This window comes from Alteromonas sp. G4i35, from assembly GCF_054960375.1.
Genome location: NZ_JBHNZD010000011.1, coordinates 67,884 through 91,600, shown reverse-complemented (window position 1 = coordinate 91,600; position 23,717 = coordinate 67,884). Strand labels below are relative to the sequence as shown.

Sequence of the window (23,717 nt, the reverse complement as noted above, 5' to 3'; positions counted from 1 at the left end):
TTTATATTGCACGCTTTCATTGATTAGAGTGTTACTCATCACGCTCTGTCAAAATCAACTCACTAGACTGGGGCATTATTGCAAAGTCAAACTGACCTAGAACGTTCATTCCCAACAATCCGTCGGCATCGGGTAGAGCGTCTTCGGGCAGCACGATGGCAGAAACATCGTTGAACTCGTAGCCAGCAAAGTAAAATCGGGGTATTTGTACCAGAGGGGCTTCAATGGTTCCTGACGCGGTTCTAATGTTGAAGTTACCAATGAACGTGAGATTTCGCATACGGCCTAAACGCGCAAAGAGTCGCGATGATATTGCGGTGGTACTGGCACCCGTATCTAAAATCATGGTGGCTTTTTGGTTAAGCGCCTTTACATCAAGGCGATATTGATCGCCAATGCGCGCTAAGGCTACACGGGTTTGATAACGTGCGGCTTCAGCGCCTGTTGGCTCTATTTCACTTTCGCTAAGCGTGTTATCTGTGTCAGCAATATCGCGCATTTCATAGGCTTTATTGCGAATGATATTCGCGTCTCTGTCGTTTGATGGAAGGGCAGCAAGCACGTCTTCCATTAACGTAAGCTTTTGCTGATAAGCGTACGCTTCAGCCAAATTAAGGGTGTAGTGCCTAGCGTCAGGTATGCGTTGATACAGTGGCTCATTTAATCTGGCAACCAGTTCCCATTGTTCGTCTTGACTTAACTGCGTCTGGGCCTGTTGATACAAAGTAGCAATTTTTGCGTCAATAAATGAGAGAGTTTCAGTTGAAAGAGGCAGTTCGGCCAAGTCGTAGTAGTGCACTATGGCCGTTGAGAGAGGCTTGGTTAACTCAATCAGTTCACCCTCTAGCAACAACAGAGATTCGTTGAGCGGGTCATATTTCAAAAGGTTTGTTAATTCAGTGGCGAGCAACGCGTATTGCTCGTTATTGAGTAGGGTAGTCAGTGACTCAAATTGATCTTGATTAACGAGTGGTGAAGAGGTGCGTAGATCGTCAAGTGCGTTGGGTGCCGTGTTAGTGCCTGTCATAGGTGAAAAGTTGGCGGGAGAGCGTTCATTGTTGAAGGGCTCAGCTTTTTCGTTTACCTGAGTTTCATCCACCAACTGTGCTTGGGTTTCTAGCTGCTTGTCACTATCTAAACGGTGTTCATAACTGGCCTCTAGTGCATAAGCTTTATCATTGTGCTGCTTTAAACTAAGCCATAGGTAAACGTTTATGCCTAGCGACACAATAAGGAAGAGCGAAAGCACTATCGCTAGCCACGTTTTCATTGTGCCACACACGCCTTGCCATAGATGTCCACGAATTGTTTAGGCATTCGCTTTGGGGCGCCAGTATCAAGGCTAACACATACGAATGTGGTCATAGCATCAAATACGGTTTTGTTTCGCTTTGGGCAGATAAATTGAAACTGGCGTTTCAAAGTAAGTTTGCTGTCGCAATGCACTATCCATGTAGCGCATTCTAACGTATCTCCAAGATGTGTTGGCAGGTGGTAGTTTAGCTCGTGGCGCTTAATGACCATGCCACGGTTAAGCGATTGATAATCGGCAAACTGCAAGCCAAGCGCGTTTGAATGGGCCCATGCTAGGCTTTCTAACTGCGACAGGTATGCCACATTATTAACGTGCTGATAGTGGTCGATGTGCGTTTCATCAATATGCCACTGCTGCACATAGGGGGCGTCTAACATCCAATTAAGCGTTGGGGTGCTCAAATCTTTTCCTTATTCATATTTTTGCTTTGATCTACTCTGCTTCTTCACGTTCAGGCATTATGCCTCATACCACAGGCAGGGGATTATCTTCAGGTAACGTTAAATCATCGCTTAACAATAATTGCATTATCGCTTTTTCTCTCACCAATACGGGGTCAATAAAGCTCTGCACGTCACCTATCGCTTTAAACGCATCAAACCCTCGTTCCAAAAATTCATGCAATGCGAGTAATCCTGCTAATTTAGCCGGACGACGGGACAGTGAAATTAACATACCTATACCACGAATTTTTATAACGTCTGCGAGTTGATCGCCCAAATGGGAAATTATGTCGATTTGATGCTTTCTATCCTCAATTCTGCCCACATTACGATACGCCAAAGCGTAGTTATCTCGGTTGATAGGTTCTCCGGGAAAATGGCTTTGTAAGTACTGAGCCATCGCCATATCCAAATTGAACGATAGTGCATTTAACGACAATGCGTCGTCCATAGCGTTCATAGCTTTGTCAGGCAATACTTTTGCGAGCTTCGGAATAACTCGCACTAAATCAGCGTCCCGTTGGCTAAAATCTTTTGGCCCGTACAATTCATCTACAAAAAAAGCCATGGCTTTTTGGTAACGTTTTTGCTGTGCTAAATCGTCGTGAGTGACCAGTAAGCGTTCGCATTGCCAGTGTTGCAATTGATGAATGATAGGCATTACACCCAACTGATTGGCTAAGTCACGAAGGGCATTGACCCGATGAATATGTTTAATTATCTCTTGCGCCAAATGACAAACTCCCTGTTGAGATAGTGTGGCTAATTCGTTGTTGTAAACCTAGATTGACCTAAGCAAGCGAGCCTTTCAAGTGAGAAGACAAAGTTTTACTGGTATACTCCACCGCCATTGAAATAGCTCTGTTATGTAGAATTTATTAGCCGCCATGAACATCGCAAGTCATCACGCATTGTTTGCCAAGACTGAAACTAAAAATACCGATACTAAAGGCTCAAACGTTGAAAGCCTAAAAAGTGAATATCCGGGCATGCACCGAGAAACGACTACGGGGTCGGATCACTCAGAAGCAGACGTTGATGTACCTGTGTTAATCGCGTTGTTTAATTCGACATTTGAAGATTTTAATACGCGTTTGGTTTTAGGTGATGACGAACCCATTTACATCCCAGCAGACAGCGCAACACCTTATCATCAAGTCGTGTTTGCTCATGGATTTTTTTCAAGCGCTTTGCATGAAATTGCGCACTGGTGTATTGCGGGTGAAAAGCGTCGACTATTAGAAGATTACGGTTACTGGTATTGCCCAGATGGCCGCGATGCATCACAGCAAGCTGACTTCGAAAAAGTAGAAATTAAGCCCCAGGCCATTGAGTGGGCGTTTACAGAAGCAGCAGGAAGAAAGTTTCAGGTAAGCACGGATAACTTAAACGGCGCTGAGCCCGACAGAGAAGGTTTTACGCGAAACGTAGCCGCACAGCTTGAACGCTATAAATCTGAGGGCTTTCCGCCTCGGGCTGAACAATTTATTAATGCGCTGTCATCTGCGTTTGGTAAAGGTAAGTCGTCTGGTTCATGTAGCAGCATAATAAATAGCACGGTAACAGACACGTCAAAAAATACGCTAAAAGCAAATTGGGTGGCGGGATAGGAGTAGATGCCGAATGAATCATACTGATCTTAGCCAATCAACGTTTGATAACAAACCCAAATTCAAATTGGGTGTTGTGGTAAATCCCTTTGCCGGCATAGGCGGAGCACTCGCGCTTAAAGGCAGCGACGGTGCAGAAATTCGCGAAAAAGCACTGGCTATGGGAGCAGAGAAAAAAGCCAACGAAAAAATGGCGAAAGCGCTCAGCATTCTAGAAGCCTTATCTGGGCAATTTACCGTCGTGACAGCATCGGGCGATATGGGTGAAACAATCTGTGAATCTCTAGGTATTCCTTATGAGGTAATCTACACGGCTGATGCCGTGCAAACCGAGGGCGAAGATTCAGAGCGTGCAGCTAAAGCAATGGTGGACGCCAACGTCGACTTACTGCTTTTTGCCGGTGGCGACGGCACAGCCCGTAATATCTGTAGCGTAGTTGGCACACAGGTGCCCGTGCTAGGTGTGCCTGCAGGTTGCAAAATTCACTCTGGCGTTTACTGCGTGTCGCCGTCAGCGGCAGGGCAGGTAGTAAGTCAGATGATCGCAGGCGAGCTTGTGAGTGAAATGGACGCCGAAGTACGTGATATTGACGAAAACGCGTTTCGCGAGGGCAAAGTTATTGCCAAACACTATGGTGAAATGCGCGTACCCGCAGAGCTCACTTACGTTCAAGCAGTAAAAATGGGCGGGAAAGAAGACGAGGCCTTAGTGCTTGACGACATTGCCGCTTACGTTGGTGAAATTATTGACGATGAGCCTGATACCTATTTTGTCATGGGATCCGGCTCCACCGTAGGTGCGGTCATGGACTTTCTTGGCCTAGAAAATACCTTGTTAGGTGTGGATGTGGTTAAACAAGGTGAGCTAATCGCAAGTGACGTTACTGCGAGCGAACTGATTGCGCTGACTCATGACAAGCCCACTAAAGTCATTTTGACGGTGATCGGTGGTCAGGGCCACATATTAGGTCGCGGAAATCAGCAGCTTAGCCCTGCTTTTATCCGTCAAATTGGCAAGCAGAATATGCTCGTTGTTGCCACTAAACAAAAACTACAGGCATTAAACGGTAAGCCGCTTCGCTTAGACTCAAGCGATGCAACGCTAGACGCTGAACTCGCAGGCGCGTTCACGGTTATCACTGGGTATAAAGATAAAGTACTTTGCCAAGCTGTTTAAAGACGTAGTTTGATACAACACGGCACATGTATAGCCATAAAAAATGAGTTTATCTCGAACTAAGATTTGATATTAAAAAACAGGAAGGAGTAAGACGTGTTACCACCTGCTGCAGCACCAGAAAATGTCGTTAACGCCATCGCAGATATTGAGGCATCGCTTGATGACGTGGTAAATCACGGTAGTGATGACGAATTGTTTATAGCCAGCTACTTGCAAGGTCACTTTGCAGTAGAGGCTCGCCAGTTAGAAATGCAAGAAGATGCTACGGTTGCGATGCTTAATGATAAAATGCTCGAGAGCCTAAATAGCGCATTCGCCAACAACGAATTAGAAAGTGAAGACGCTAAACAAGTTAAAGCGCTTTGGGCACGGCTAGTCGCAATATAATTGCGACTTTCTTCCTTACTTTTCCCCTATCAATTTTTCTTCGTTCGTCGTTTATCCTCTCTTTTACAATCCGTTACAGTTTTCTGCATCGTAACTCTTTATAAACTACCAAATTGATTTATGTTTAGTATTGGCGTAAAGCCGTTTTGTGGTGCCTGGCACATTTTGGTGTTCAGCACAGATAATAAGATTAAGGATGACGAAATGACTGTACTTAAGCATCTCACCAAGCGCTTAAAAGTAAGTGTAGGTGTGCTGGCAGTAAGTAGTACGCTGGTTGGCTCAGCGTTTGCTAAAAACGATATCAATATCGACTACGAAAAGTTCACTACCGATAATGGGTTAACGGTAATTGTTCATGAAGACCGCAAGGCCCCAGTGGTTGCCGTTGCGGTTTGGTATAAGGTGGGTTCAAAAGACGAACCAAACGGCAAATCAGGGTTTGCGCACCTATTTGAACACTTAATGTTTAACGGCACGGAAAACTATGACGATGAATGGTTTGGGCCGTTACAAGAAGCTGGGGCAACAGGATTAAACGGTACCACAAACTTTGACCGTACTAACTATTTCCAAACGGTTCCGACACCTGCACTTGATCGTATTCTCTGGATGGAATCTGATCGCATGGGGCACTTGCTAGGTGCGGTAACACAAGAGAAATTAGACGAACAGCGTGGCGTTGTACAAAATGAAAAACGTCAGGGCGAAGACCAGCCATACGGAAGCGTATTCACGCATATTTTTGAAGGCTTATTTCCCATAGGCCATCCTTACCATCATACGGTGATTGGCTCGATGGAAGATCTTAACTCCGCATCGTTAGACGACGTTAAAGGCTGGTTTAACCAATATTACGGACCGAATAACGCAATACTGGTGCTAAGCGGCGATATTAACGCAGAAGAAGCCAAACCTCTGGTTAACAAGTACTTCGCTGACATTGAGCCGGGCCCAGCACTGTCTAAATGGGAAGCATGGGTACCCAAGCGCAATGTAAATACCCGAGAAGTGATTCAAGACAAGGTGCCACAATCGCGCATTTACCGCCTTTGGGTTTCACCTGAAAATACCTCTTCAACCGCAACCGATTTGTTCATTGCCGCGAGTGTCATGGGCGATGGTAAAAACTCACGCCTTTACAAAGAACTGGTGTACGACCAACAAATTGCTACCAATGCCTCGGTGTTTAACTACGAGCTACAAATGGCGTCTATTTTTGGTGTGACGGTTGACGTAAAAGATGGCGTTGACGTTGCGACAGTGGAAAAAGAAATAGATAAAGTCATTAGCGAGTTTTTGCGTAAAGGTCCAAGCAAAGACGAAGTTAAATTGGTGTCGACTAAGCGACGTGCTTCAATTATTCGCGGGCTTGAAGAGGTTGGGGGCTTTGGCGGTAAAGCCGATACGCTTGCTAGTGGTGAGTTCATTGCTGGCGACCCTAACTACTTCAAAACTGAATTGAGTGAGCTAGGACAGGCTACTCCTAACGGGGTTAAAGCGGCTGCGAATAAATGGCTAAAAGAAGGGTGGCATCAAATCACGGTTGTTCCGTTTATTGAGCACACAGCATCTACCGAAGGCATTGACCGCAGCTCTGGCTTGCCTTCAATCGATGCAGAGACTCAACTGAGCTTTCCTGAGGTGACAGAAACTACGCTTTCTAACGGTGTAAAGGTAGTATTTGCAAAACGCTCTACGGTTCCATTGGTGAATGTTGCGGTGCAATTCGACGCAGGTTACGCTGCTGATGCGGGTGGCAAGTTAGGACTTGCGAGCTTCACCACACAGATGCTTGACGAAGGCGCGGGAAAATATGACGCGCTGGAGCTTGCGGCAGAGCTTGAGCAGTTGGGTACTGATTTAAACGCCGGCTCAAACCTAGATACCACCACAGTTACCATGTCAATGTTAACAGAGAACATGGAGCCTTCTTTGGCGCTGATGGGGGATATCTTGAAATCACCAACGTTCAAAGAGGAAGAGATTGAACGTCAACGAGCGCTTATATTAAGTAATATTGCACAGCAAAAAACACGCCCTGTAAGTATTGCGCTTACGTTACTTCCGCCTCTTATTTATGGTGAAGGCCATGCGTACGGTATTCCGTTTACCGGTACCGGAACTGAACAAGACGTACAAGCGATTACGCGAGATGACCTTGTTAACTTTAAAAATACGTGGCTACGCCCAGACAATGCGACAATTTTTGTTGTTGGTGACACCACGTTAGGTGCCATTAAACCCATGCTTGAGAAAGAGTTTGGCAAATGGAAGGTAGAAGGTAGCAAAGGTGCGAAGCAAATTGCTGAAGCGTCAATGCCTGAGCAAGGCCAAGCGATTATTATCGACCGCCCTGGTGCACAACAGTCACTTATTCTGGCTGCACATTTAGCGCCACCAACAGGGGCTGACAACAATATTGCAATTAATGCCATGAATTTAACCTTAGGTGGTGCTTTTACTGCTCGCGTTAATATGAACCTGCGTGAAGATAAAAGCTGGTCTTATGGCGCGTACACCTTCCTGCAAGATGCTAGGGGACAGCGCCCGTTTATGGTTTATGCGCCGGTGCAAACCGATAAAACAGGTCCATCACTGCTTGAGCTTAAGAAAGAGCTTAACGCTTACTTAGGTGAAAAGCCGCCAATGGCGAATGAACTTGAAAGGGCGCGGTTAGACGAAGTTCGCTCTTTGCCAGGTCAATTTGAGACGGCTAACGCGGTATTGTATAGCTTACTGTCGAGTGAAAGATTTAACAGACAATATAACTACCCAGAGTCCTTGGTCGAGAAATACAACAGCTTGTCTTTAGACGATTTGAGTAACGCGGCGAAAGAAGTGCTGCACCCAGAGAAATTAACCTGGATAATCATCGGAGATGCCGAGAAGATTAAAGCAGAAGTTGAAGCGGCTCAGCTCGGGCCTGTTAGCGTGCAAAGCATGAATTCACTGTAATTGGTAAATAATTAACCAAGAGATAAAGGGCCGATATCATTTTCGGCCCTTTTTTATGTGACAAATGCGTCTTTTGTAGAATAGATTGCGTTCAATAGATGCTTTATGGTTAAGAAAGTTTAATTTAATGTCTTGATTCCACTTTGAAGAATGCCTTCTTTGCGAGCATAACAAATCCTGTACTTGCACCAGTGCGCTTGTTTGCAATAGCTCTTCTCTGCCTGTTTTATGTTCCCTGTGTTTATCCATCTAATGCAGACAAGCTGATGAATGAGTATTCGGTTGAGCTTTTAACTGCCGAAGATGGCTTCGTCTCATCAGAGATTTATTCCATTATCCAAGATCGCCAAGGCTTTTTGTGGTTTGGTACTGCCGAAAACGGTGTAATGCGTTACGACGGTCGTAGAGTTACGTTGTTTGAGTCTGACAGCGATCCTAGCCAAGGGCTATCACACAACGACGCTGGCAATTTGATGTTGGATGCAGAAGGCAATATATGGATTGGAACGTGGGGAGGTGGAGTTAACAAGTACGACCCAACAACAGGTCACTATTCTCGTTACTTGAATGATCCAGACGACCCTCGCTCCATATCTTCAAATCGAATCCAATCACTCTTCCACGATAAAACGGGCCAAATTTGGCTAGGTTCGTATGATCAAGGTTTAAATCGTTTTCTAGGAAATGGGGAATTCGAAAGGGTTCAGAAGAAAAGCAATGAAGACCATAGTCTGTCTCATAATCGCATTTGGGACATTATGGATAATAATGACAACAGCCTGTGGGTAGCCACCAGTTTTGGCTTGAACTTATTAGACAAAAGAACTCTCGCCACCAAACACTTCTTTCCCGACCCTGATAATCGTACTGCGACAGGAGCCAATGAAATACGTAGCTTGCTGCGAACTTCGTCAAGCCAATTCTATGTGGCGACTCAGGAAGGCCCTTTTCTTTTCTTTCCAAGTTCAGGCGTATTCCTTGCACAAACTACGCGAGACGGCAAAGCATTAGGCCAAGTGAACTCAATGATTGAAGATCACGAAGGGTGCATTTGGTTTGTGACCACCACGGGTCTTTATAGACATACAGGTGAGGGAAATTACGTAGAGAAGATGGACTTCGGCTATGACAACGGACTTCGCATAATATATGAAGACCACACTAAAACAAAATGGGTAACCAGTGAAGTTCACGGCATATTTAAACTATCTCCTCGCCGTAAAATCAAGCAGATCAATAGTGACTCATTGGTTTCACCCAGTGGCATTGAGCTAGATACCTTCAAAAATAGTGGCGATGTATTGATTGCTACAGCAAATGCTGAAATTTATACATGGAAAGTGAAAGAGCAAATACTCCAAAAGGAATTTGACTCGGTATTTAAAGAAGACAGTGAATATTCAAATAGGGGAGTTATAGAACGACCTATTATTGTCCCCGATAAACACGGCAATATTTGGGTGGCACAAGACAACTTTATTGCACATGTTAACAGAAAGAATGGAAATGTAAGTCGCTTAGAATATCCCAGAGAAAACAGCAAATATCGCCAGTTCAGAGAATTCAGAGCGTTAGCGCTAGATAACGAAGGCAATGTATGGATAGGTACCTACAAGCATGGTGTTTATATATACAACGTGCAATCTGGCGCCTTTGAGCATCTTTCAACGACTGACGGCTTAGCTCACCCAGAGATTCACGCCATTGTTAATGACTCTCAAGGAAATATGTGGATTGGCACTGGAAGCGGCGTAAATTTATGGTCCATTCAGGACAATACTTTCACTCAGATTGAATACAATAAAGATCACAATGCAGGTCTGTTGGGCAGCATTGTCGAAGATATTCATGAGACCAAAAACGGCCAAATTTGGATTGCAACCCAACGGGGGTTGAACCTTTATAAGCCCGAATCGAAATCCTTCGAGTGGTTTGGGGAGCAGAAAGGGTTGCCCGCTACCTTAGTAAGAGCGATTGCAGACGGCGACGAGGGCCAGCTCTGGCTTACCACGAATAAAGGGATCTTTCTTTTTAATCCGGCTACTGAAAGTGCCATTAATTACACTAGCACTGCCGGGGCTGTAAGTCAGAATTTCTATTCAAACAGTTTACTTAGAGCCACTAACAACACGTTCTTTACCAGTAGCCAGCGAGGTATTGAATACTTTGAGTATGTGCCAGGACAGTCTGAATTGGTCGATTCTAAAATTGTGCTAACTGGCTTCAACAAAATGGGCGAAGCAGTAAGCCTTGATAAGCCACTATCCTACGTTACGGATATTAATCTTTCCTACGAAGACTATTTCTTCTCATTAGACTTTGCTCTTCTAGACTTCTCTGATCCCAAGCGTTCTCATTTTTCCTACAAATTAGAAGGGTACGATGAACAGTGGATTGATATCGGAAATCACAACAACGTTTCATTTACTAACCTAAATGGCGGTACCTATACATTGCTGGTCAAAGCAATGAAGCCCAATGGTGAATGGGGCAGCGAAGTCATGTCGGTTAATTTGCATGTAGCAGCAGCTCCTTGGAAAACATGGTGGGCATACAGCATTTACATTGCGTTTTTACTCGGCATTGTTCTGTTGATCATTTACTTAAGAACCCACTTACAGCAAACAGAAATTACCAAGCAGAAGCGCTTTGTTCAGGCGCTAGAGCAACAAGTTTCAGAAAAAACAGCCTCGTTGAAAGCTCAGGCCAACGATTTGAAAAAAGCGCTGGAACAAGCCGAAGAAGCAACAAAGTTGAAGTCTGAATTCCTTGCAAATATGAGCCATGAAATTAGAACGCCAATGAACGGCGTGATAGGGATGCTGGGTCTGCTTAAGAAAAGCAACCTAACTACTGAGCAATCACAGCGCGTCAACATCGCAAGCTCAAGCGCTAATTCTCTACTGGCCCTGATTAATGATATTTTGGATTTCTCTAAAATAGAAGCGGATAAACTCGAGATTGAGTCCGTTGAATTTGATGTAAGGGAATTGATTGAGAGCATTGCTCAATCGATCGCGCATTTAGCGCAAGAAAAAGGGCTGGATGTTGTTGTAGATTTGTCAAAGGTCAGTGAGTCAAAAATAAACTCAGACCCCAGCCGAATTCAACAAATCCTCACAAACCTTTTAAGCAACGCCGTTAAATTTACCGAGCAGGGAGAGCTCTCTGTCACGGCAGAATTGCTTCCTACTAACAATCAGAATACTGCGCTTATGCACATTGCGGTGGCAGATACGGGCATTGGTATTCCCGCATCAAAACTACCTCATTTGTTCGATGCGTTTACACAGGTCGACGCTTCTACAACTAGACGCTATGGCGGAACAGGGCTTGGGTTGAGCATTACCAAAAAGCTATGCCAATTGTTAGGAGGAGACATAAGTGTTACCACCGAGCTTGGCAAAGGCAGCCGTTTTGATGTGACATGCGAAATTCGCTACGCCGAGCAACGCAACGCTGTGCGCCCTCAGCTTGCTAAACAAGACATGTGTTGCCTGATTATTGACGACAATGCTTCAACAAGACGTGCCATGCAAAGCCAGCTGAAACTTTGGGGAGTGCTTACGCTGACCGCATCTTCGATTGAGGAAGCGATTAGCTTATATTTGAAAGACAGCGAGCAAGAGATACCGGCAATACCCATTGATGTTGTATTTCTGGAGAAAGCAGAAGAGGAGGAGTTTTCACAACACTTCGGCCAGATACTTTTAGATAACCCCAGAACAAAACATACGCGTTTGGTATTAATGACACAGCTAAGCGACATGGAGAGCTCTGTTGTCTATGGCGGAGTAGACGTTGATGAGAGTCTTCCTAAGCCACTGACCTCTTCAGATTTAATTCGAATTGTAGAGGAATCAGTTAATACATCTGACTATGAAGCTAAACCACGCTTTAAAAAACGCGAGGATGATCCGGTTCATATTATCGAAGGCAACACTCAGCACGTGCAATCACCTGAAGAAAACGCAAAATACACCTCTGATGGCAATGCTTATCGAATCTTGTTAGTAGAAGACAATGCCATTAATCAAATAGTGGCCACCAATGTTCTAGAAAGCGAAGGGTATGTGGTTGACGTTGCCAACAACGGTGTAGAAGCGTTAGAACTGTTGAAAAGCAGCAAGCTAAAGGCGCATTACAGCGCAATTGTCATGGATTGCCAAATGCCGGAAATGGACGGGTTCGAAGCAACCAAGCTTATTCGCTATGGTGCAGCCGGCGACGTTTACAAACGTGTACCCATCATAGCGATGACGGCGAATGCTATGCAGGGCGACAAAGATATGTGTATGAAAGCCGGTATGGATGATTTCCTCACCAAACCCATAGAGCACAATAAAGTAACTTCAACATTACAGCACTGGCTCAACAAAGTTAATTAGACCCTCGCCAACAGGGAAATAAACGCGTTAATATGCAACAAGTTTTTAACATGTTGTGAGAGCGTTAATGCTAAACCGAGCATCAAAACCCTTCGTCAAACTCGTCGAACGATATCTTCCTGACCCCTACATTTTCGTTTTATTACTCACCCTAATTACGTTTGCGTTTGCAGTGGTCATTCAAAATCAGTCTCCATTTACAACTATTCAACAGTGGGGTGACGGATTTTGGGGGCTGCTCACATTTTCAATGCAAATGCTTTTGGTACTAGTCACTGGGTTTATGCTGGCATGCACGCCATTAGTAAAAGCTTTACTTGAAAGGCTTGCGAGCTTAGCAAAAAGCCCTGGGAGCGCCATTGTGCTGGTCACGTTGGTGTCGCTTATCGCAAGCTGGATAAACTGGGGCTTTGGTCTTGTTGTAGGCGCGTTGTTCGCTAAAGCCTTAGCAAGAAAAGTGTCGGTTGATTATCGGTTATTGGTGGCAAGCGCGTACTCAGGCTTTATTGTATGGCATGGCGGTCTAGCGGGCTCTGTGCCCTTAACTATTGCAACGCCGGGTCATTTTTCAGAAGCACAGATTGGCGTAGTTGGCACTGGAGAGACTATTTTCAGTGGGTTTAACTTGCTGTTATTGGCAATCATGTTCGTGATTATTCCTCTTGTTAATCGTTTAATGTTACCGCCTGAATCTGAAAGCATTATTGTCGATAGCGCCAAGCTAAAAGACGACACTTTGCCTTCGGCAACAAACGAGCGGCCCGCCGACAAACTTGAAAACAGCAAGGTGCTTGGGTTACTCGTAGGCTTTGCAGGGCTTGCTTATCTCACTAACTACTTTGTTTCTGGGGGCGGGCTTAATCTCAATATCGTTAATACGCTATTTCTCTTTCTCGCTATTGTCCTTCACGGTACACCACGCAATGTACTGCACAGCCTGCAGCAAGCCGTTCAGGGCGGTAGTGGTATTGTTATACAGTTCCCATTTTATGCAGGGATCATGGCGGTAATGGTTCAATCAGGATTGGCCCAAACCATGTCAGAATGGCTGATTAGCTTTGCATCTGCAGAGTCGCTGCCAGTATGGAGTTTTATTAGCGCAGGCATTGTTAATATTTTTGTGCCTTCGGGGGGAGGTCAGTGGGCAGTGCAAGCCCCAGTAATCTTGCCGGCTGCCGCTGAACTTGGAGCCGAAATAAATAGAGTTGCCATGGCGGTAGCGTGGGGTGATGCGTGGACCAATTTGATTCAGCCATTTTGGGCGCTACCCGTACTTGCCATAGCTGGCCTGAAAGCCAAAGACATTATGGGCTTTTGCTTAGTTCAGCTTATCGTAACCGGTGTCATTATTTCCTTGGTATTGCGGTTTGTGTGAGGATTTCGAGAGCAATTTAATGCCGTAAAACAAAGCGAAAAGAGCCGAATGTGAAGCCACAACTTAAATAAAAGCGGTGTGAATGATGCATTTAGACGAAGAAAAGGTAGGTTTGTTGATCGTAGATGTTCAGGGCGCGCTGGCTCGAAAAGTCAATGATAGCCAGACAATGATCTGCAAAACGGTGAAGTTAATACAGTGTTGTAAATTGCTCAATATTCCCGTAGTTGTACTTGAGCAAAATCCTGATGGCTTGGGGAGAACGGTCCCTGAAATTGAAACTCATGTCGCAAGCGATCCTCACTTTAAGAAATTTACTTTTAACGCAGTAGCAGGTACTGACCAGTGCTCGTCCGAAATACTGGCGTACATTGGTGAAATGGAATTAAGTCGATGGCTGGTTGTGGGAATTGAAGCGCACGTATGCGTTTATCAAACGGTAACGGGTTTATTGGAAAATAATCACACTGTGGAAGTAATACAGGACTGCATTTCTTCAAGAGAGTCTTCAAATGCTGTGCTCGCCATCCAAAATATGCGTGAGCAGGGCGCACGGATCAGCAGTTTTGAGATGACACTTTTTGGCCTTTTAAAATCATGCCAACACCCAAAATTCCGAGAAGTGTTAGCGCTCATCAAGTAGTCGAACAACGTGATGAGCGAAACAAGTCGGAGCTAAGCGAAAGCGGTTTCTATCGATACAATGTCAATACCACGCACTTGCATAGAATCCAGCGCCAATAGATGACCAATGGCGTCACGCGTGCAGGTGCAAGGTTCAATGACTTTGGGGGAATACTTGGCAGCAGCTGGTGATAATGCTGTGTGAGTTACGCAGTTGTGCGTCATCATACCTGCAAGAAGAATTTCATCCACGCCCAATGACTGTAAGGTTTCTTCTAAATTGGTGTTCTCAAAACAATCGGCGTGTTGCTTTGTGATGATGGGCGCATTCGGGGCTGCGGCTATCACCTCTTTATGAATTTCAGCGCCGTGAGATCCTTCATAGAAAAACAACCCTTCTCCGGCCTCAACAGGCACAAGGTGCTGTATGTGAATAATCGGAATGCTCTTTTCCTTTGCAATAGCCATCGCTTTAAGTGTTTCTTGCATCGCAAGCTCTGGTTTGTGTAAAGGATACTTCCCTTCAGGAAAGTAATCGTTTTGAATATCTATAACAATAAGTGCTTGTTTAACCACGGTCTTACCCTCTTTATCCAAGAAATAGTCTCTAGCACGGTTTAAGTTGTGCTTACTCGATATTGACTATTTTGCAGATTTTCACGTGTAATAGAGAGTGACGATAATGACAAAAAGCGCGCCAAATGCGACAGCGTTCACAGAACGACAATGAAACGATGAAAGAAATAAAAATAGCAGTAATAAACTATCCAACCGCAAGCCAATCTGCGCTTTACGGCATCGTTGAGATGTTAGAGTTAGCAAATACGATGTGTGAGCAAATCAACGCTGATGTGGCATTTAGCGCGAGTATTTACAAAGCGGAACAGTTAAACTCAAATGCACTGGTTGATGTCGTCATCTTGCCGCCAAGCATGAGTGAAACATTTTTTGAGCATGACTTCACATCACTCATCAACTATATGGAAGTCATGCAGTCCCAAGGTGCATTGCTCGCATCTGCTTGCGTAGGTGCATTTATTCTTGGCAAGGGGGGCTTTTTAGATAACAAAGTGTGTACTACACACTGGCGAATTGCCGATCACTTCATGGCAACCTTTCCCACTGCAAAGCTAGATGCTAAGGCTATCGTGGTAAACGGGGAGGGTGTAATAACAGCTGGTGGAAGAATGGCGTGGATTGATCTTGTGTTTGAAATTATATCGACCTTAAGTTCACCCACCATTGCCTTGAGTCTTTCTAAAGAGATGGTGGTGGATACAGGTTACAGGGAGCAAGGCTTTTATCACCAGTTTTCACCCAAAAAAGATCATGGTGATGCTCTCGTTGTTAAAGCGCAAAATTACTTGGCAAATCATTACAGTCAGCCAATTTCTCTTAGCGATTTAGCCAGTCACACTTTCGTTAGTCAGCGAACCTTACAGCGAAGATTTACGCAAGCGTTAGGTATGTCAGTCATCGACTATCTGCAGAAGCTGAGACTTCATCATGCTTGTCAGCAAATTGAAGTATCTACGCGTAGCATTGCTGATATTGCATTCAACGTGGGCTATCAAAACGTCAATGCGTTTAGGAAGATATTCCGTAAAGAATATGGGCTTAGTCCGGTGGAATACCGCGAGCGTTTTGCAATAAATTAATCATATCGTTATTTTTATTTTAGTTGTTATGTTATAACATTTGTTAAATTCGAGATTTAAAATGAAACTTAGCGAGTCGTTATGTCTATTCAAACTCAGCTTCCCGTTACCGTACTATCGGGCTTTCTAGGCGCCGGTAAGACCACGGTTCTAAACCATATTCTGAATAATCGTGATGGATTAAGAGTAGCCGTCATTGTTAACGATATGAGTGAAATCAATATCGATGCTGCTACGGTGAAAAATGAAGTTAGCTTTAATCGAGCTGAAGAAAAGCTGGTTGAAATGAGCAATGGCTGTATTTGTTGCACGTTGCGAGAAGATTTGCTTGAAGAGATAGAGCGTTTAGCGCATGAAGGTAAATACGATTATCTGGTAATAGAGTCCACAGGTATTTCGGAGCCTTTGCCTGTAGCTGAGACCTTCACGTTTGCCGATGAAGACGGTAAAAGCTTGTCGGAAATATCACGCCTCGATTCGATGGTTACCGTTGTCGATGCCTTGAATTTTCTTAAAGACTATGACGAAGCTAAGTTTCTCAAAGAAGTGGGTGAGAGCTTGGGGGAGGAAGACGAGCGAAGCGTGGCAGACTTGTTGGTCGAACAAGTGGAATTTGCTGATATATTGCTAATAAGCAAAACCGACTTAGTCTCTGAACAAGAGTTGGCGCGCCTTAAAAGTATTCTGCAAACCCTCAACACCGAGGCTATTCAAGTTCCTATCGAGCATGGAAAAGTGCCCCTCGACAAAGTGCTGAACACAGGGCGGTTTAGCTTCGAGCGTGCTCAGCAGTCGCCTGGTTGGCTGAAAGAAATGCGTGGCGAGCACGTACCAGAGACTGAAGAGTTTGGTATAAGCAGCTTTTCGTACGAAGCGCGACGTCCGTTCGATCCGCAGAAGTTTTATGATTTTATTCATAGTAAAGACATTGCAGGTAAGTTAATTCGTTCAAAAGGCTTCTTCTGGCTGGCAACACGCCCTCAATTAGCGGGTAGCTGGAGCCAAGCTGGCGGTATGGCAAGATACGGGGCTGCTGGGCTGTTTTGGAAAGCCGTACCCAAAGAGCAGTGGCCTGAAGACCCTGAATACCTTAAAGCGATTGAAGAACAATGGATGGAGCCCTTCGGTGACATGCGTCAAGAACTGGTGTTCATTGGACAAGGGCTTAATAAAAACGACATTATCGAGCGGTTAGATCGTTGCTTGTTAACAGACGATCAGCTTATCCAAGGCCATCATGTTTGGGCTGAAATGCCTGACCCATTTCCTGCGTGGGAGCACTAATATGCAGGCGCTACAAGACCACAATACTTCCTTTGAACACAGCGACTCTTGGCGTTCAAGCGCCGATGCTATGGTGTTGGGCGATATCTTTGAAAAAGGGATAAGCGTTGCGTTATGGACAAGGCCTGAAGCTCCACTTGTCTCGCAATATTATGTCGACGTTTTTAAATCATTAGGAATGGGGATTCGCGGTGTTTTCTCTTTAACATCACTGAAAGAGGAAATCGCAAAGCTTTTATCTGATGGAAGAAATAATGCCGGAAAGCAGGCTGCCATTGACGATATTTATTTGCTGTCTGACATGCTCACCACGCTATTTGACTGTGACAGTGTGGGTGTAAGGTTAGTGCCCCTTTCATTAGCAATGTGCCCAAGCTTTCATGTGGACAATATTCCTGTTCGGTTGGTGAATACCTATTTGGGCGAAGGTACAGAGTGGCTGCCGAAAGAAAGTGTGGTTACACGCCCAATGATTGGTCTTAACGACGCGAATACGCAAGGGCTTACTAAGAATAGATTGGGCCAGCACTATCGAGAGAGCAGCGTTAGGCAAATGAACGCGTTCGATGTGGGTTTACTTAAAGGTAAGTCGTGGCAGGGCCATGAAGAATTTGCCGCCGTGCATCGGTCCTGCAAAGTCATCCCTGGTACTCATCGCGTGTTGCTTACCCTGGATCCCATGTAGTTTTTAAATACTTATTGTACCTCACCCTCGGTTACTTCGGCGCTATCACTTTTTCCATGAGTTTTCCCTTGTGATAGCGCTTTTTTCTCTCTCGGTACCTAGGGCCTGGTGACCTTTGGTGTACGAATTTTGGTCTAAATGGAAGCCTTTTAATCGCGAAACAGTCCTGCAAGCCTAGCGGGCTAAGTTAAAGGACTGTGACAAAGAGTAAAAGGCTTCCATAACGACCCCTTCGGGCAGCGCCTTTGTGCCATCTATACTGCGTTGAATGTTCTCGATTTAGAACCACTAAACCGTCAAACATTCGCCTTGTCTAGATGGCACACAGACCGCTGCAAAAATGTACAACAAAGGTCAACAGGCCCTAGCCTCGCTAATCTTCTTAAATATTCGCTTTTAAGCTTCCAGCGTTAAGGTAAATAGTCTAACAGGCAAGTGCCACGTCTTTTTAGCGAAGACCTGAAAGGCCAAGTTTTTCAACATACACCCTTAAACATTATAATCTTTCATATTTAACGTGTTGTGAATGCTAGGAATACGTTCTTCTGCATGGTGATTTACATACAGCAGTGTACTGGTGCCTGCTTTAGCCAATATATCGATAAGCTTCAGCGCTTTTTGGCGGTTGAAGTCGTCTAAACCATTGCAAGGTTCATCCAAAATAAGCACGGCGGGGTGCTTAACCATAGAACGTGCAATAAGTACTAATCGCTGGTCACCAAAAGACAGTGACTGAAACGGCGTGTTCTTTTTCTGTTTCAAACCCAGTACTTCAAGCCACTGCTCTGCCACCATGCGTTCCGCTAGCGTGGGGCGAGTGTACAGACCAATACTGTCGTGAAAGCCTGAAATGATAACGTGCTCAACACTTGCATTCACTTTGTACTGCATGTGGAGCGCATTCGACATAATTCCAATGTGCTTTTTAATGTCCCATATGCTCTCGCCTGTGCCACGTTTTATGCCAAACATTGTTAAATCGTTGGTATAACAATGGGAATTATCACCAGTAAACATTTGAAGCAAACAGGTTTTTCCTGACCCATTTGGACCAGTGATCTGCCAATGCTCATTTTTGTTAAGCGTAAAGTTAAGCTGTTCAAATACGGTTCGCTCATCGAAGCGCACGAACCCATCTTTAAGCTGAATTAAGGTATGAGGTAGTGAATCTAACTCACTGTTTTGCTCATTGAGGTTTCGGTCATTGCGATTGGGGTCATCGCCGTGTTTGTCTTTAGCGTTTAGGGCTGAGGGAACATCGATATCATCAGACTCTAGTGCAAACCAGGTGCTTAGTTCTGAGCGCAAACCGTCATAGTTAAGTTTATCTTCAGATTTCCACGTAATGGCCAAGTCATCCATGACAATCAACTGAGCTTGTATATTCTTGGGAATATCTGCGAGTTTGTTGGCGGTAAGTACTAAAGAAGCTTGCTGCTGAGAGACAAGAAAGCGACTAAATGCGCTTATCGCTTCAACATCTAAACCTTCGAAGGGTTCATCAAGCAAAATAATAGAGGCATTACTTAACCATGCCAACATGATAATAATCTTGCGGGTTTCACCTGTTGAAAGTGAAAGAAACGCATTATCTAGCAGATGCTCAATTCTAAGCGCAGAGGCGAGTTCGTCGTAATAAGGGTGGTTTTTATAATCCTCATTAGTCTGTGCGAATAGTTCGCGAACCTGTGTTGGCTCAGCTATTACGTCTAAAATATCTGCACTGTCTTTTTGTTTTTCTTCTTCAATTATCGCTTGCTGTTTAAAAACCGATACCTCTGCAACAACCGAAGTACATTCACGACTACCGCTTGCTACCTTCCCATTACCGGCAAGCGCGGAAATTAAGAGTGACTTTCCGCTACTGTTTCTACCTGCGATAAGGAAGTGCGACGGCGCACTTTCAGTACAGAGCGCTAGCGAAAATGCAGGAGTAATGTATTGATTAGGAAGCTTTATTTGAAATTCAGAAAGGTACAGCATTAATGATCGCGAGTGAATATGGAGTAGAACCATTGTGAAGTTTTCTGATTACGTGTCAATGGTGAATAAGACTTTCTGAAGCCAGAACTAGCTGGTAAGTTAGTCTTATAAAGTTAGCGCCACGTTCAATGGCCAGTTAAGGGAATCAAATTGTGGGCAAGGTAGTTATTGTCACAGGTGCTAGTCGTGGTATTGGTGCTGCGACTGCTAAATTGTTGGGAAGTAGCGATTATAAAGTTTGCGTAAATTATCTTTCGGATAAAAACGCAGCTGATAGCGTGTGTGCGTCGATAACTGACAACGGTGGCGTTGCATTTGCTCATAAAGCCGATGTTTCCGATGAAGCGCAAGTACTGGAAATGTTCGAATATGTAAGGGAACAGTGGGGTGAGGTAACGCATTTGGTTAACAATGTGGGTGTTTTATTTACCAAAACTGAGTTAATTAACGTCAGTGCAGAGCGCTTCACCAAAGTACTTAATACCAATGTGCTTAGCGCATTCTTGTGTTCAAAGGCTTTTGTAAAACAAAGCGTTGCAGGGGGCGTAATCGTTAATGTTTCGTCCATTGCCTCTCGCACTGGTGCTCCTTTTGAATACGTCGACTATGCGACGTCGAAAGGGGCAATGGATTCATTTACTAAAGGGCTTTCATTAGAACTTGCTGCGAAGAACATTCGTGTAAACAGCGTCCGGCCTGGTTTTATTAAAACAGACATTCATGCCGATGGTGGTGAACCTGGCAGAGTAGAACGGTTAAGCTCACAAATTCCTATGCAGCGGGGCGGTACAGCAGATGAAGTCGCACAGGCGATAGCCTGGCTTCTATCACCTCAGTCTTCATATGTTACAGGGTCGTTTATTGATTTAGCGGGTGGGAAGTAAAGCGCGTGATAACACTCAGAGATTTTAAAATGAGCGATGTAGGTAGACTGGTAGATATTTTGAATCAACCGTCGGTCACGCAATTTCTGTCGACAAAAATTCCCAGCCCTTATACAAAAGAAGATGCCACATGGTGGATTCAAGAGGGGAGCAAAGAGGGTTTTATAAAAGCTGTAGAGTACGACGGCGAGTTAGTAGGGTGTATTGGTGTTAACCCTGGAAACTTTGAATATGAAAGAGCCGGAGAGGTCGGGTACTGGCTTTGTTCATCACATTGGCGAAAAGGGATTATGCGTGACGCGCTGCGCCAAATTATCGCCCTTACTTTCTCAAACACAAGTATAGAGCGCATTTTTGCCTGCGTATTTTCATCCAATCTTGCTTCGCAAAAGCTGCTGTTAGATGCAGGGTTTAAGCAAGAAGCGATATTGCAACGCGCCATTTTTAAAAATGGACGGTTTTACGATAGCCATATTTTTGCCATTTTGAGGTAGCTCTGCGATGGTGACTTTAGTACCCGCAAAGCGTTGAGTGGTTTCCATTGATACGGATATTTATTTTACTGCCTTATTCGCTGCAACGCCTTCAATCACCCCTGCGGCTGCAAGGTTCATCAATCGACGAAACCTCGGACATTCCAAATGACTCGGTGCTGTGCAAGCAGCTGCATGCTGCAGACCATCACGCATTGCTTCTAATTTTTTGATTGTTCCATCTAATTCGCTCGCTTTTTTAAGTAGCAGAGCGCGGTCTATATCAGGCTTTGCATCGGTTCCTAATATCCCAGAAATTTCTTCCAGTGAAAAACCAGCTGCGCGGCCTAGTGCGATTAATTCAAGGCGCTCTAAAACGTTTGAGCTAAATACGCGACGTATACCTTGTCGACCAATAGATTTGATAAGGCCTTTTTCTTCATAAAAGCGCAGTGTTGATGCCGACACTCCGGACTTTTTGGCGACCTGAGATATTTCCATACTTTTTCCCAAAGGAATGCTTGACTTAAAGTTAACTTGAAGTTGTAGGCTAGCATCTCATGTTAATTGAAACTAGTTATTGAGAGTGAATATGGAAAGTATTGTTTTTATCTTGCTGATAGGTATTGGAGCTACTTTAGTGATGGATTTATGGGCCTTGTTGAGAAAGCAATTGTTTGGTATTACTCCAACAAATTGGGGCATGGTAGGGCGTTGGATAGGGCATATGAAAAAAGGGCAGTTTCGTCATACTTCTATTTCAAGTGCCCATGCTGTTCACGGGGAAAGTGCTATTGGATGGACAGCCCATTACCTAATTGGAATTGCCTATGCAGCGCTGCTTATTTTCATATGCGGAGAATCTTGGTTGTTCGAACCGACGCTAGGTCCAGCAGTGGCGCTCGGTATCGCTACAGTCGTTGCACCGTTTTTTATATTGCAGCCAGGTATGGGGGCGGGTATTGCCGCATCGAAAACGCCTAATCCCAATAACGCTCGGTTACACAGCATTATTAATCACGTCGTATTTGGCGTTGGGCTGTACCTTTCGGCTTTGTTAATTAGGCTTTTACTATCAATATGGCTATAAACGACTAATGATGACTTGAGTGAACTTCAGCTTATAATGGCAATAAAACAGCATGCTTTTATAAGAAGACAGGATGAAAATTTCACTGGAAGAAATAAACAAATCTAACTATGAGCAGGTTTGTGACTTGGATGTGGCGGATGATCAACAAGCGTTTGTAGCGTGCAATATGTGGTCGTTGGTTGAGTCTTTCTACAACGATAACCATACCTGCAAAGCCATTTATTGCAACGACCAGCCCGTAGGGTTCTTGATGTGGGTTCAGGAAACGCCAACCAAAGTGTCCATTTGGCGCTTTATGATTGATGAGAGCCATCAGAATAATGGAATTGGCAGAGTTGCTTTATCTCAAGCTATCACGCTTATAAAGCAAACTTCTGAGCTCAAACAGATAGAGATATGCTATAACCCCAAGAATCCTGTCGCCAAAGCCTTCTATTCAAGCTTTGGTTTCGAAGAAGTGGGGTTAGATGAAGATGGTGAAGACATGCTTGCTGTTATTGCCGTTTAGCCACGACTTAAATTTAAAGCAGCGAAATGCGAGGGATCTCAAGATATGGACGTCATAGATATTAAGACTTTTATTCCAAGCAAAAACTACGATATTTCTAAAGCATTTTATTCTGAGATTGGATTTAATGCTTCATACGTAAATGAAGACCTAACACTGTTTGAGAATGGTGATTGTCTCTTCTTTCTCCAGCGCTTTTATAATCCTGAATTGGCGAATAACTTTATGCTACAAATATGTGTAGCAGACATTCAGGACGCTTTTGATTTGTGCTCGCGCTCGTTACATAAAACGAAAATGTCATCAATTGAGCAACAACATTGGGGAAGTGTTTTCTATCTGTGGGGCCCGTCGGGCGAACTACTTCACATTACCGAATTAGGTAGCTAGCTTTTGCGAGAACGGGGGACGGAATGACGAATGATGCATACGAATTACACCATTAAAGAAAGCCCTCCGTCAGCTGAAGACTTTGCCAGTTTAAGAAAATTGATTGGATGGAGTAACCCGTGTCTATCGGTTGTTCAAAAAAGTATTGATGCCTCGTTGTTTTGGGCAACAATTTACCTCGACAACAACCTTCTAGGCTGTGGTCGGGTGATTGGCGATGGCGCAATGTATTTTTATATTCAAGACGTCATTATTCATCCAGAACATCAGAATAAAGGCTTGGGATCGAAAATAATGAACACGTTGATTGCACATTTGGAGTCTTGCTGCGCACCTGGCGCAACCATTGGCTTGTTGGCTGCGCACGGAAAAGAGAGCTTTTATCTTAAGTTTGGCTTTAAACCTCGCGATGGCCAGAGCTTAGGTTTAGGCATGTGTAGGTTTATTTAGCTACTTGGTCATTAACGTGGCATGAGAGT

The 23,717-nt window shown here is 44.4% G+C and carries 21 protein-coding genes and 1 pseudogene; 16 read left to right on the top strand and 6 right to left on the bottom strand.

Annotation, left to right across the window (positions count from 1 at the left end):
• Nucleotides 1-31 precede the first annotated feature (31 nt).
• The 3 genes from ACFI6L_RS08795 to ACFI6L_RS08785 form a co-directional block, all read right to left on the bottom strand.
• Nucleotides 32-1,270, bottom strand: coding sequence for a retropepsin-like aspartic protease family protein (locus tag ACFI6L_RS08795; RefSeq protein ID WP_462573806.1), 1,239 nt, complete (start codon nucleotides 1,268-1,270; stop codon nucleotides 32-34).
• Complete coding sequence (locus ACFI6L_RS08790) at nucleotides 1,267-1,716, bottom strand: acyl-CoA thioesterase (protein ID WP_039225244.1); 450 nt, start codon at nucleotides 1,714-1,716, stop codon at nucleotides 1,267-1,269. Before ACFI6L_RS08790 ends, ACFI6L_RS08795 begins: the two co-directional genes overlap by 4 nt.
• A gap of 64 nt (nucleotides 1,717-1,780) precedes the next feature.
• A complete protein-coding gene (locus ACFI6L_RS08785; protein ID WP_462573805.1) occupies nucleotides 1,781-2,491 on the bottom strand; it encodes an FFLEELY motif protein in 711 nt (236 codons plus the stop codon).
• Between the two features lie 154 nt (nucleotides 2,492-2,645).
• Here ACFI6L_RS08785 and ACFI6L_RS08780 point away from each other — a divergent pair, with 154 nt between their 5' ends.
• From ACFI6L_RS08780 to ACFI6L_RS08750, 7 genes are all read left to right on the top strand, one after another.
• Nucleotides 2,646-3,368, top strand: a complete 723-nt coding sequence (locus ACFI6L_RS08780; protein ID WP_423088982.1) for an elongation factor P hydroxylase — start codon at nucleotides 2,646-2,648, stop codon at nucleotides 3,366-3,368.
• A 13-nt stretch (nucleotides 3,369-3,381) separates the two neighbouring features.
• A complete protein-coding gene (locus ACFI6L_RS08775) occupies nucleotides 3,382-4,545 on the top strand; it encodes an ATP-NAD kinase family protein (protein WP_014949977.1) in 1,164 nt (387 codons plus the stop codon).
• 96 nt (nucleotides 4,546-4,641) lie between these two features.
• A complete protein-coding gene (locus ACFI6L_RS08770; protein WP_278347074.1) occupies nucleotides 4,642-4,935 on the top strand; it encodes a YfcL family protein in 294 nt (97 codons plus the stop codon).
• Between the two features lie 204 nt (nucleotides 4,936-5,139).
• Nucleotides 5,140-7,893, top strand: a complete 2,754-nt coding sequence (locus tag ACFI6L_RS08765) for a M16 family metallopeptidase (RefSeq protein WP_462556571.1) — start codon at nucleotides 5,140-5,142, stop codon at nucleotides 7,891-7,893.
• 266 nt (nucleotides 7,894-8,159) lie between these two features.
• Nucleotides 8,160-12,281, top strand: coding sequence for a hybrid sensor histidine kinase/response regulator (locus tag ACFI6L_RS08760; protein WP_462556568.1), 4,122 nt, complete (start codon nucleotides 8,160-8,162; stop codon nucleotides 12,279-12,281).
• 67 nt (nucleotides 12,282-12,348) lie between these two features.
• On the top strand, nucleotides 12,349-13,656 hold the full coding sequence (locus ACFI6L_RS08755; RefSeq protein ID WP_462556565.1) for a short-chain fatty acid transporter: 1,308 nt from the start codon (nucleotides 12,349-12,351) through the stop codon (nucleotides 13,654-13,656).
• An 82-nt stretch (nucleotides 13,657-13,738) separates the two neighbouring features.
• On the top strand, nucleotides 13,739-14,299 hold the full coding sequence (locus ACFI6L_RS08750; RefSeq protein WP_232306401.1) for an isochorismatase family protein: 561 nt from the start codon (nucleotides 13,739-13,741) through the stop codon (nucleotides 14,297-14,299).
• 32 nt (nucleotides 14,300-14,331) lie between these two features.
• Here ACFI6L_RS08750 and ACFI6L_RS08745 read toward each other — a convergent pair whose 3' ends face one another.
• Complete coding sequence (locus ACFI6L_RS08745; RefSeq protein WP_462573804.1) at nucleotides 14,332-14,877, bottom strand: cysteine hydrolase family protein; 546 nt, start codon at nucleotides 14,875-14,877, stop codon at nucleotides 14,332-14,334.
• Nucleotides 14,878-14,981: 104 nt separating this feature from the next.
• Between ACFI6L_RS08745 and ACFI6L_RS08740 the strand changes: the two genes are divergently transcribed.
• The 3 genes from ACFI6L_RS08740 (at nucleotide 14,982) to ACFI6L_RS08730 (ending at nucleotide 17,907) form a co-directional block, all read left to right on the top strand.
• Nucleotides 14,982-15,938, top strand: coding sequence for a GlxA family transcriptional regulator (locus tag ACFI6L_RS08740; RefSeq protein ID WP_462573803.1), 957 nt, complete (start codon nucleotides 14,982-14,984; stop codon nucleotides 15,936-15,938).
• 81 nt (nucleotides 15,939-16,019) lie between these two features.
• Nucleotides 16,020-17,222: a zinc metallochaperone GTPase ZigA gene (zigA, locus tag ACFI6L_RS08735; RefSeq protein WP_462573802.1), complete on the top strand. Its 1,203-nt coding sequence runs from the start codon at nucleotides 16,020-16,022 to the stop codon at nucleotides 17,220-17,222.
• A gap of 1 nt (nucleotide 17,223) precedes the next feature.
• Entirely contained in the window at nucleotides 17,224-17,907 is a 684-nt protein-coding gene (locus ACFI6L_RS08730) for a DUF1826 domain-containing protein (protein ID WP_462573801.1), read from the top strand.
• Between the two features lie 489 nt (nucleotides 17,908-18,396).
• Here ACFI6L_RS08730 and ACFI6L_RS08725 read toward each other — a convergent pair whose 3' ends face one another.
• Nucleotides 18,397-19,923: an ATP-binding cassette domain-containing protein gene (locus ACFI6L_RS08725; RefSeq protein WP_462556550.1), complete on the bottom strand. Its 1,527-nt coding sequence runs from the start codon at nucleotides 19,921-19,923 to the stop codon at nucleotides 18,397-18,399.
• 119 nt (nucleotides 19,924-20,042) lie between these two features.
• On the opposite strand from ACFI6L_RS08725, the gene ACFI6L_RS08720 reads away from it, so the two are divergent.
• Complete coding sequence (locus tag ACFI6L_RS08720) at nucleotides 20,043-20,774, top strand: SDR family oxidoreductase (protein ID WP_462556547.1); 732 nt, start codon at nucleotides 20,043-20,045, stop codon at nucleotides 20,772-20,774.
• Nucleotides 20,775-20,779: 5 nt separating this feature from the next.
• Nucleotides 20,780-21,268, top strand: coding sequence for a GNAT family N-acetyltransferase (locus ACFI6L_RS08715; RefSeq protein ID WP_080589185.1), 489 nt, complete (start codon nucleotides 20,780-20,782; stop codon nucleotides 21,266-21,268).
• Nucleotides 21,269-21,328: 60 nt separating this feature from the next.
• Here the strand turns inward: ACFI6L_RS08715 and ACFI6L_RS08710 are convergent, their stop codons facing one another.
• Nucleotides 21,329-21,748 (bottom strand): helix-turn-helix domain-containing protein, encoded by a 420-nt coding sequence (locus ACFI6L_RS08710; RefSeq protein ID WP_131136576.1) that lies wholly within the window; start codon nucleotides 21,746-21,748, stop codon nucleotides 21,329-21,331.
• 91 nt (nucleotides 21,749-21,839) lie between these two features.
• On the opposite strand from ACFI6L_RS08710, the gene ACFI6L_RS08705 reads away from it, so the two are divergent.
• From ACFI6L_RS08705 to ACFI6L_RS08690, 4 genes and pseudogenes are all read left to right on the top strand, one after another.
• Nucleotides 21,840-22,337: a DUF2938 domain-containing protein gene (locus ACFI6L_RS08705; protein ID WP_462573800.1), complete on the top strand. Its 498-nt coding sequence runs from the start codon at nucleotides 21,840-21,842 to the stop codon at nucleotides 22,335-22,337.
• 73 nt (nucleotides 22,338-22,410) lie between these two features.
• Nucleotides 22,411-22,848 (top strand): GNAT family N-acetyltransferase, encoded by a 438-nt coding sequence (locus ACFI6L_RS08700; protein ID WP_462573799.1) that lies wholly within the window; start codon nucleotides 22,411-22,413, stop codon nucleotides 22,846-22,848.
• Nucleotides 22,849-22,893: 45 nt separating this feature from the next.
• A pseudogene (locus ACFI6L_RS08695) lies at nucleotides 22,894-23,272 on the top strand (VOC family protein).
• Complete coding sequence (locus ACFI6L_RS08690; protein ID WP_462573798.1) at nucleotides 23,269-23,688, top strand: GNAT family N-acetyltransferase; 420 nt, start codon at nucleotides 23,269-23,271, stop codon at nucleotides 23,686-23,688. The pseudogene ACFI6L_RS08695 and the gene ACFI6L_RS08690 overlap by 4 nt, the downstream one beginning before the upstream one ends.
• The last annotated feature ends 29 nt before the right edge of the window (nucleotides 23,689-23,717 follow it).

Coding starts and splice junctions, on each gene's coding strand:
- ACFI6L_RS08795 (WP_462573806.1), bottom strand. CDS start 1,270: ATGAAAACGTGGCTAGCGATAGTGCTTTCGCTCTTCCTTATTGTGTCG.
- ACFI6L_RS08780 (WP_423088982.1), top strand. CDS start 2,646: ATGAACATCGCAAGTCATCACGCATTGTTTGCCAAGACTGAAACTAAA.
- ACFI6L_RS08775 (WP_014949977.1), top strand. CDS start 3,382: ATGAATCATACTGATCTTAGCCAATCAACGTTTGATAACAAACCCAAA.
- ACFI6L_RS08765 (WP_462556571.1), top strand. CDS start 5,140: ATGACTGTACTTAAGCATCTCACCAAGCGCTTAAAAGTAAGTGTAGGT.
- ACFI6L_RS08760 (WP_462556568.1), top strand. CDS start 8,160: ATGAATGAGTATTCGGTTGAGCTTTTAACTGCCGAAGATGGCTTCGTC.
- ACFI6L_RS08755 (WP_462556565.1), top strand. CDS start 12,349: ATGCTAAACCGAGCATCAAAACCCTTCGTCAAACTCGTCGAACGATAT.
- ACFI6L_RS08750 (WP_232306401.1), top strand. CDS start 13,739: ATGATGCATTTAGACGAAGAAAAGGTAGGTTTGTTGATCGTAGATGTT.
- ACFI6L_RS08740 (WP_462573803.1), top strand. CDS start 14,982: ATGCGACAGCGTTCACAGAACGACAATGAAACGATGAAAGAAATAAAA.
- zigA (WP_462573802.1), top strand. CDS start 16,020: ATGTCTATTCAAACTCAGCTTCCCGTTACCGTACTATCGGGCTTTCTA.
- ACFI6L_RS08730 (WP_462573801.1), top strand. CDS start 17,224: ATGCAGGCGCTACAAGACCACAATACTTCCTTTGAACACAGCGACTCT.
- ACFI6L_RS08725 (WP_462556550.1), bottom strand. CDS start 19,923: ATGGTTCTACTCCATATTCACTCGCGATCATTAATGCTGTACCTTTCT.
- ACFI6L_RS08710 (WP_131136576.1), bottom strand. CDS start 21,748: ATGGAAATATCTCAGGTCGCCAAAAAGTCCGGAGTGTCGGCATCAACA.
- ACFI6L_RS08705 (WP_462573800.1), top strand. CDS start 21,840: ATGGAAAGTATTGTTTTTATCTTGCTGATAGGTATTGGAGCTACTTTA.
- ACFI6L_RS08700 (WP_462573799.1), top strand. CDS start 22,411: ATGAAAATTTCACTGGAAGAAATAAACAAATCTAACTATGAGCAGGTT.
- ACFI6L_RS08690 (WP_462573798.1), top strand. CDS start 23,269: ATGATGCATACGAATTACACCATTAAAGAAAGCCCTCCGTCAGCTGAA.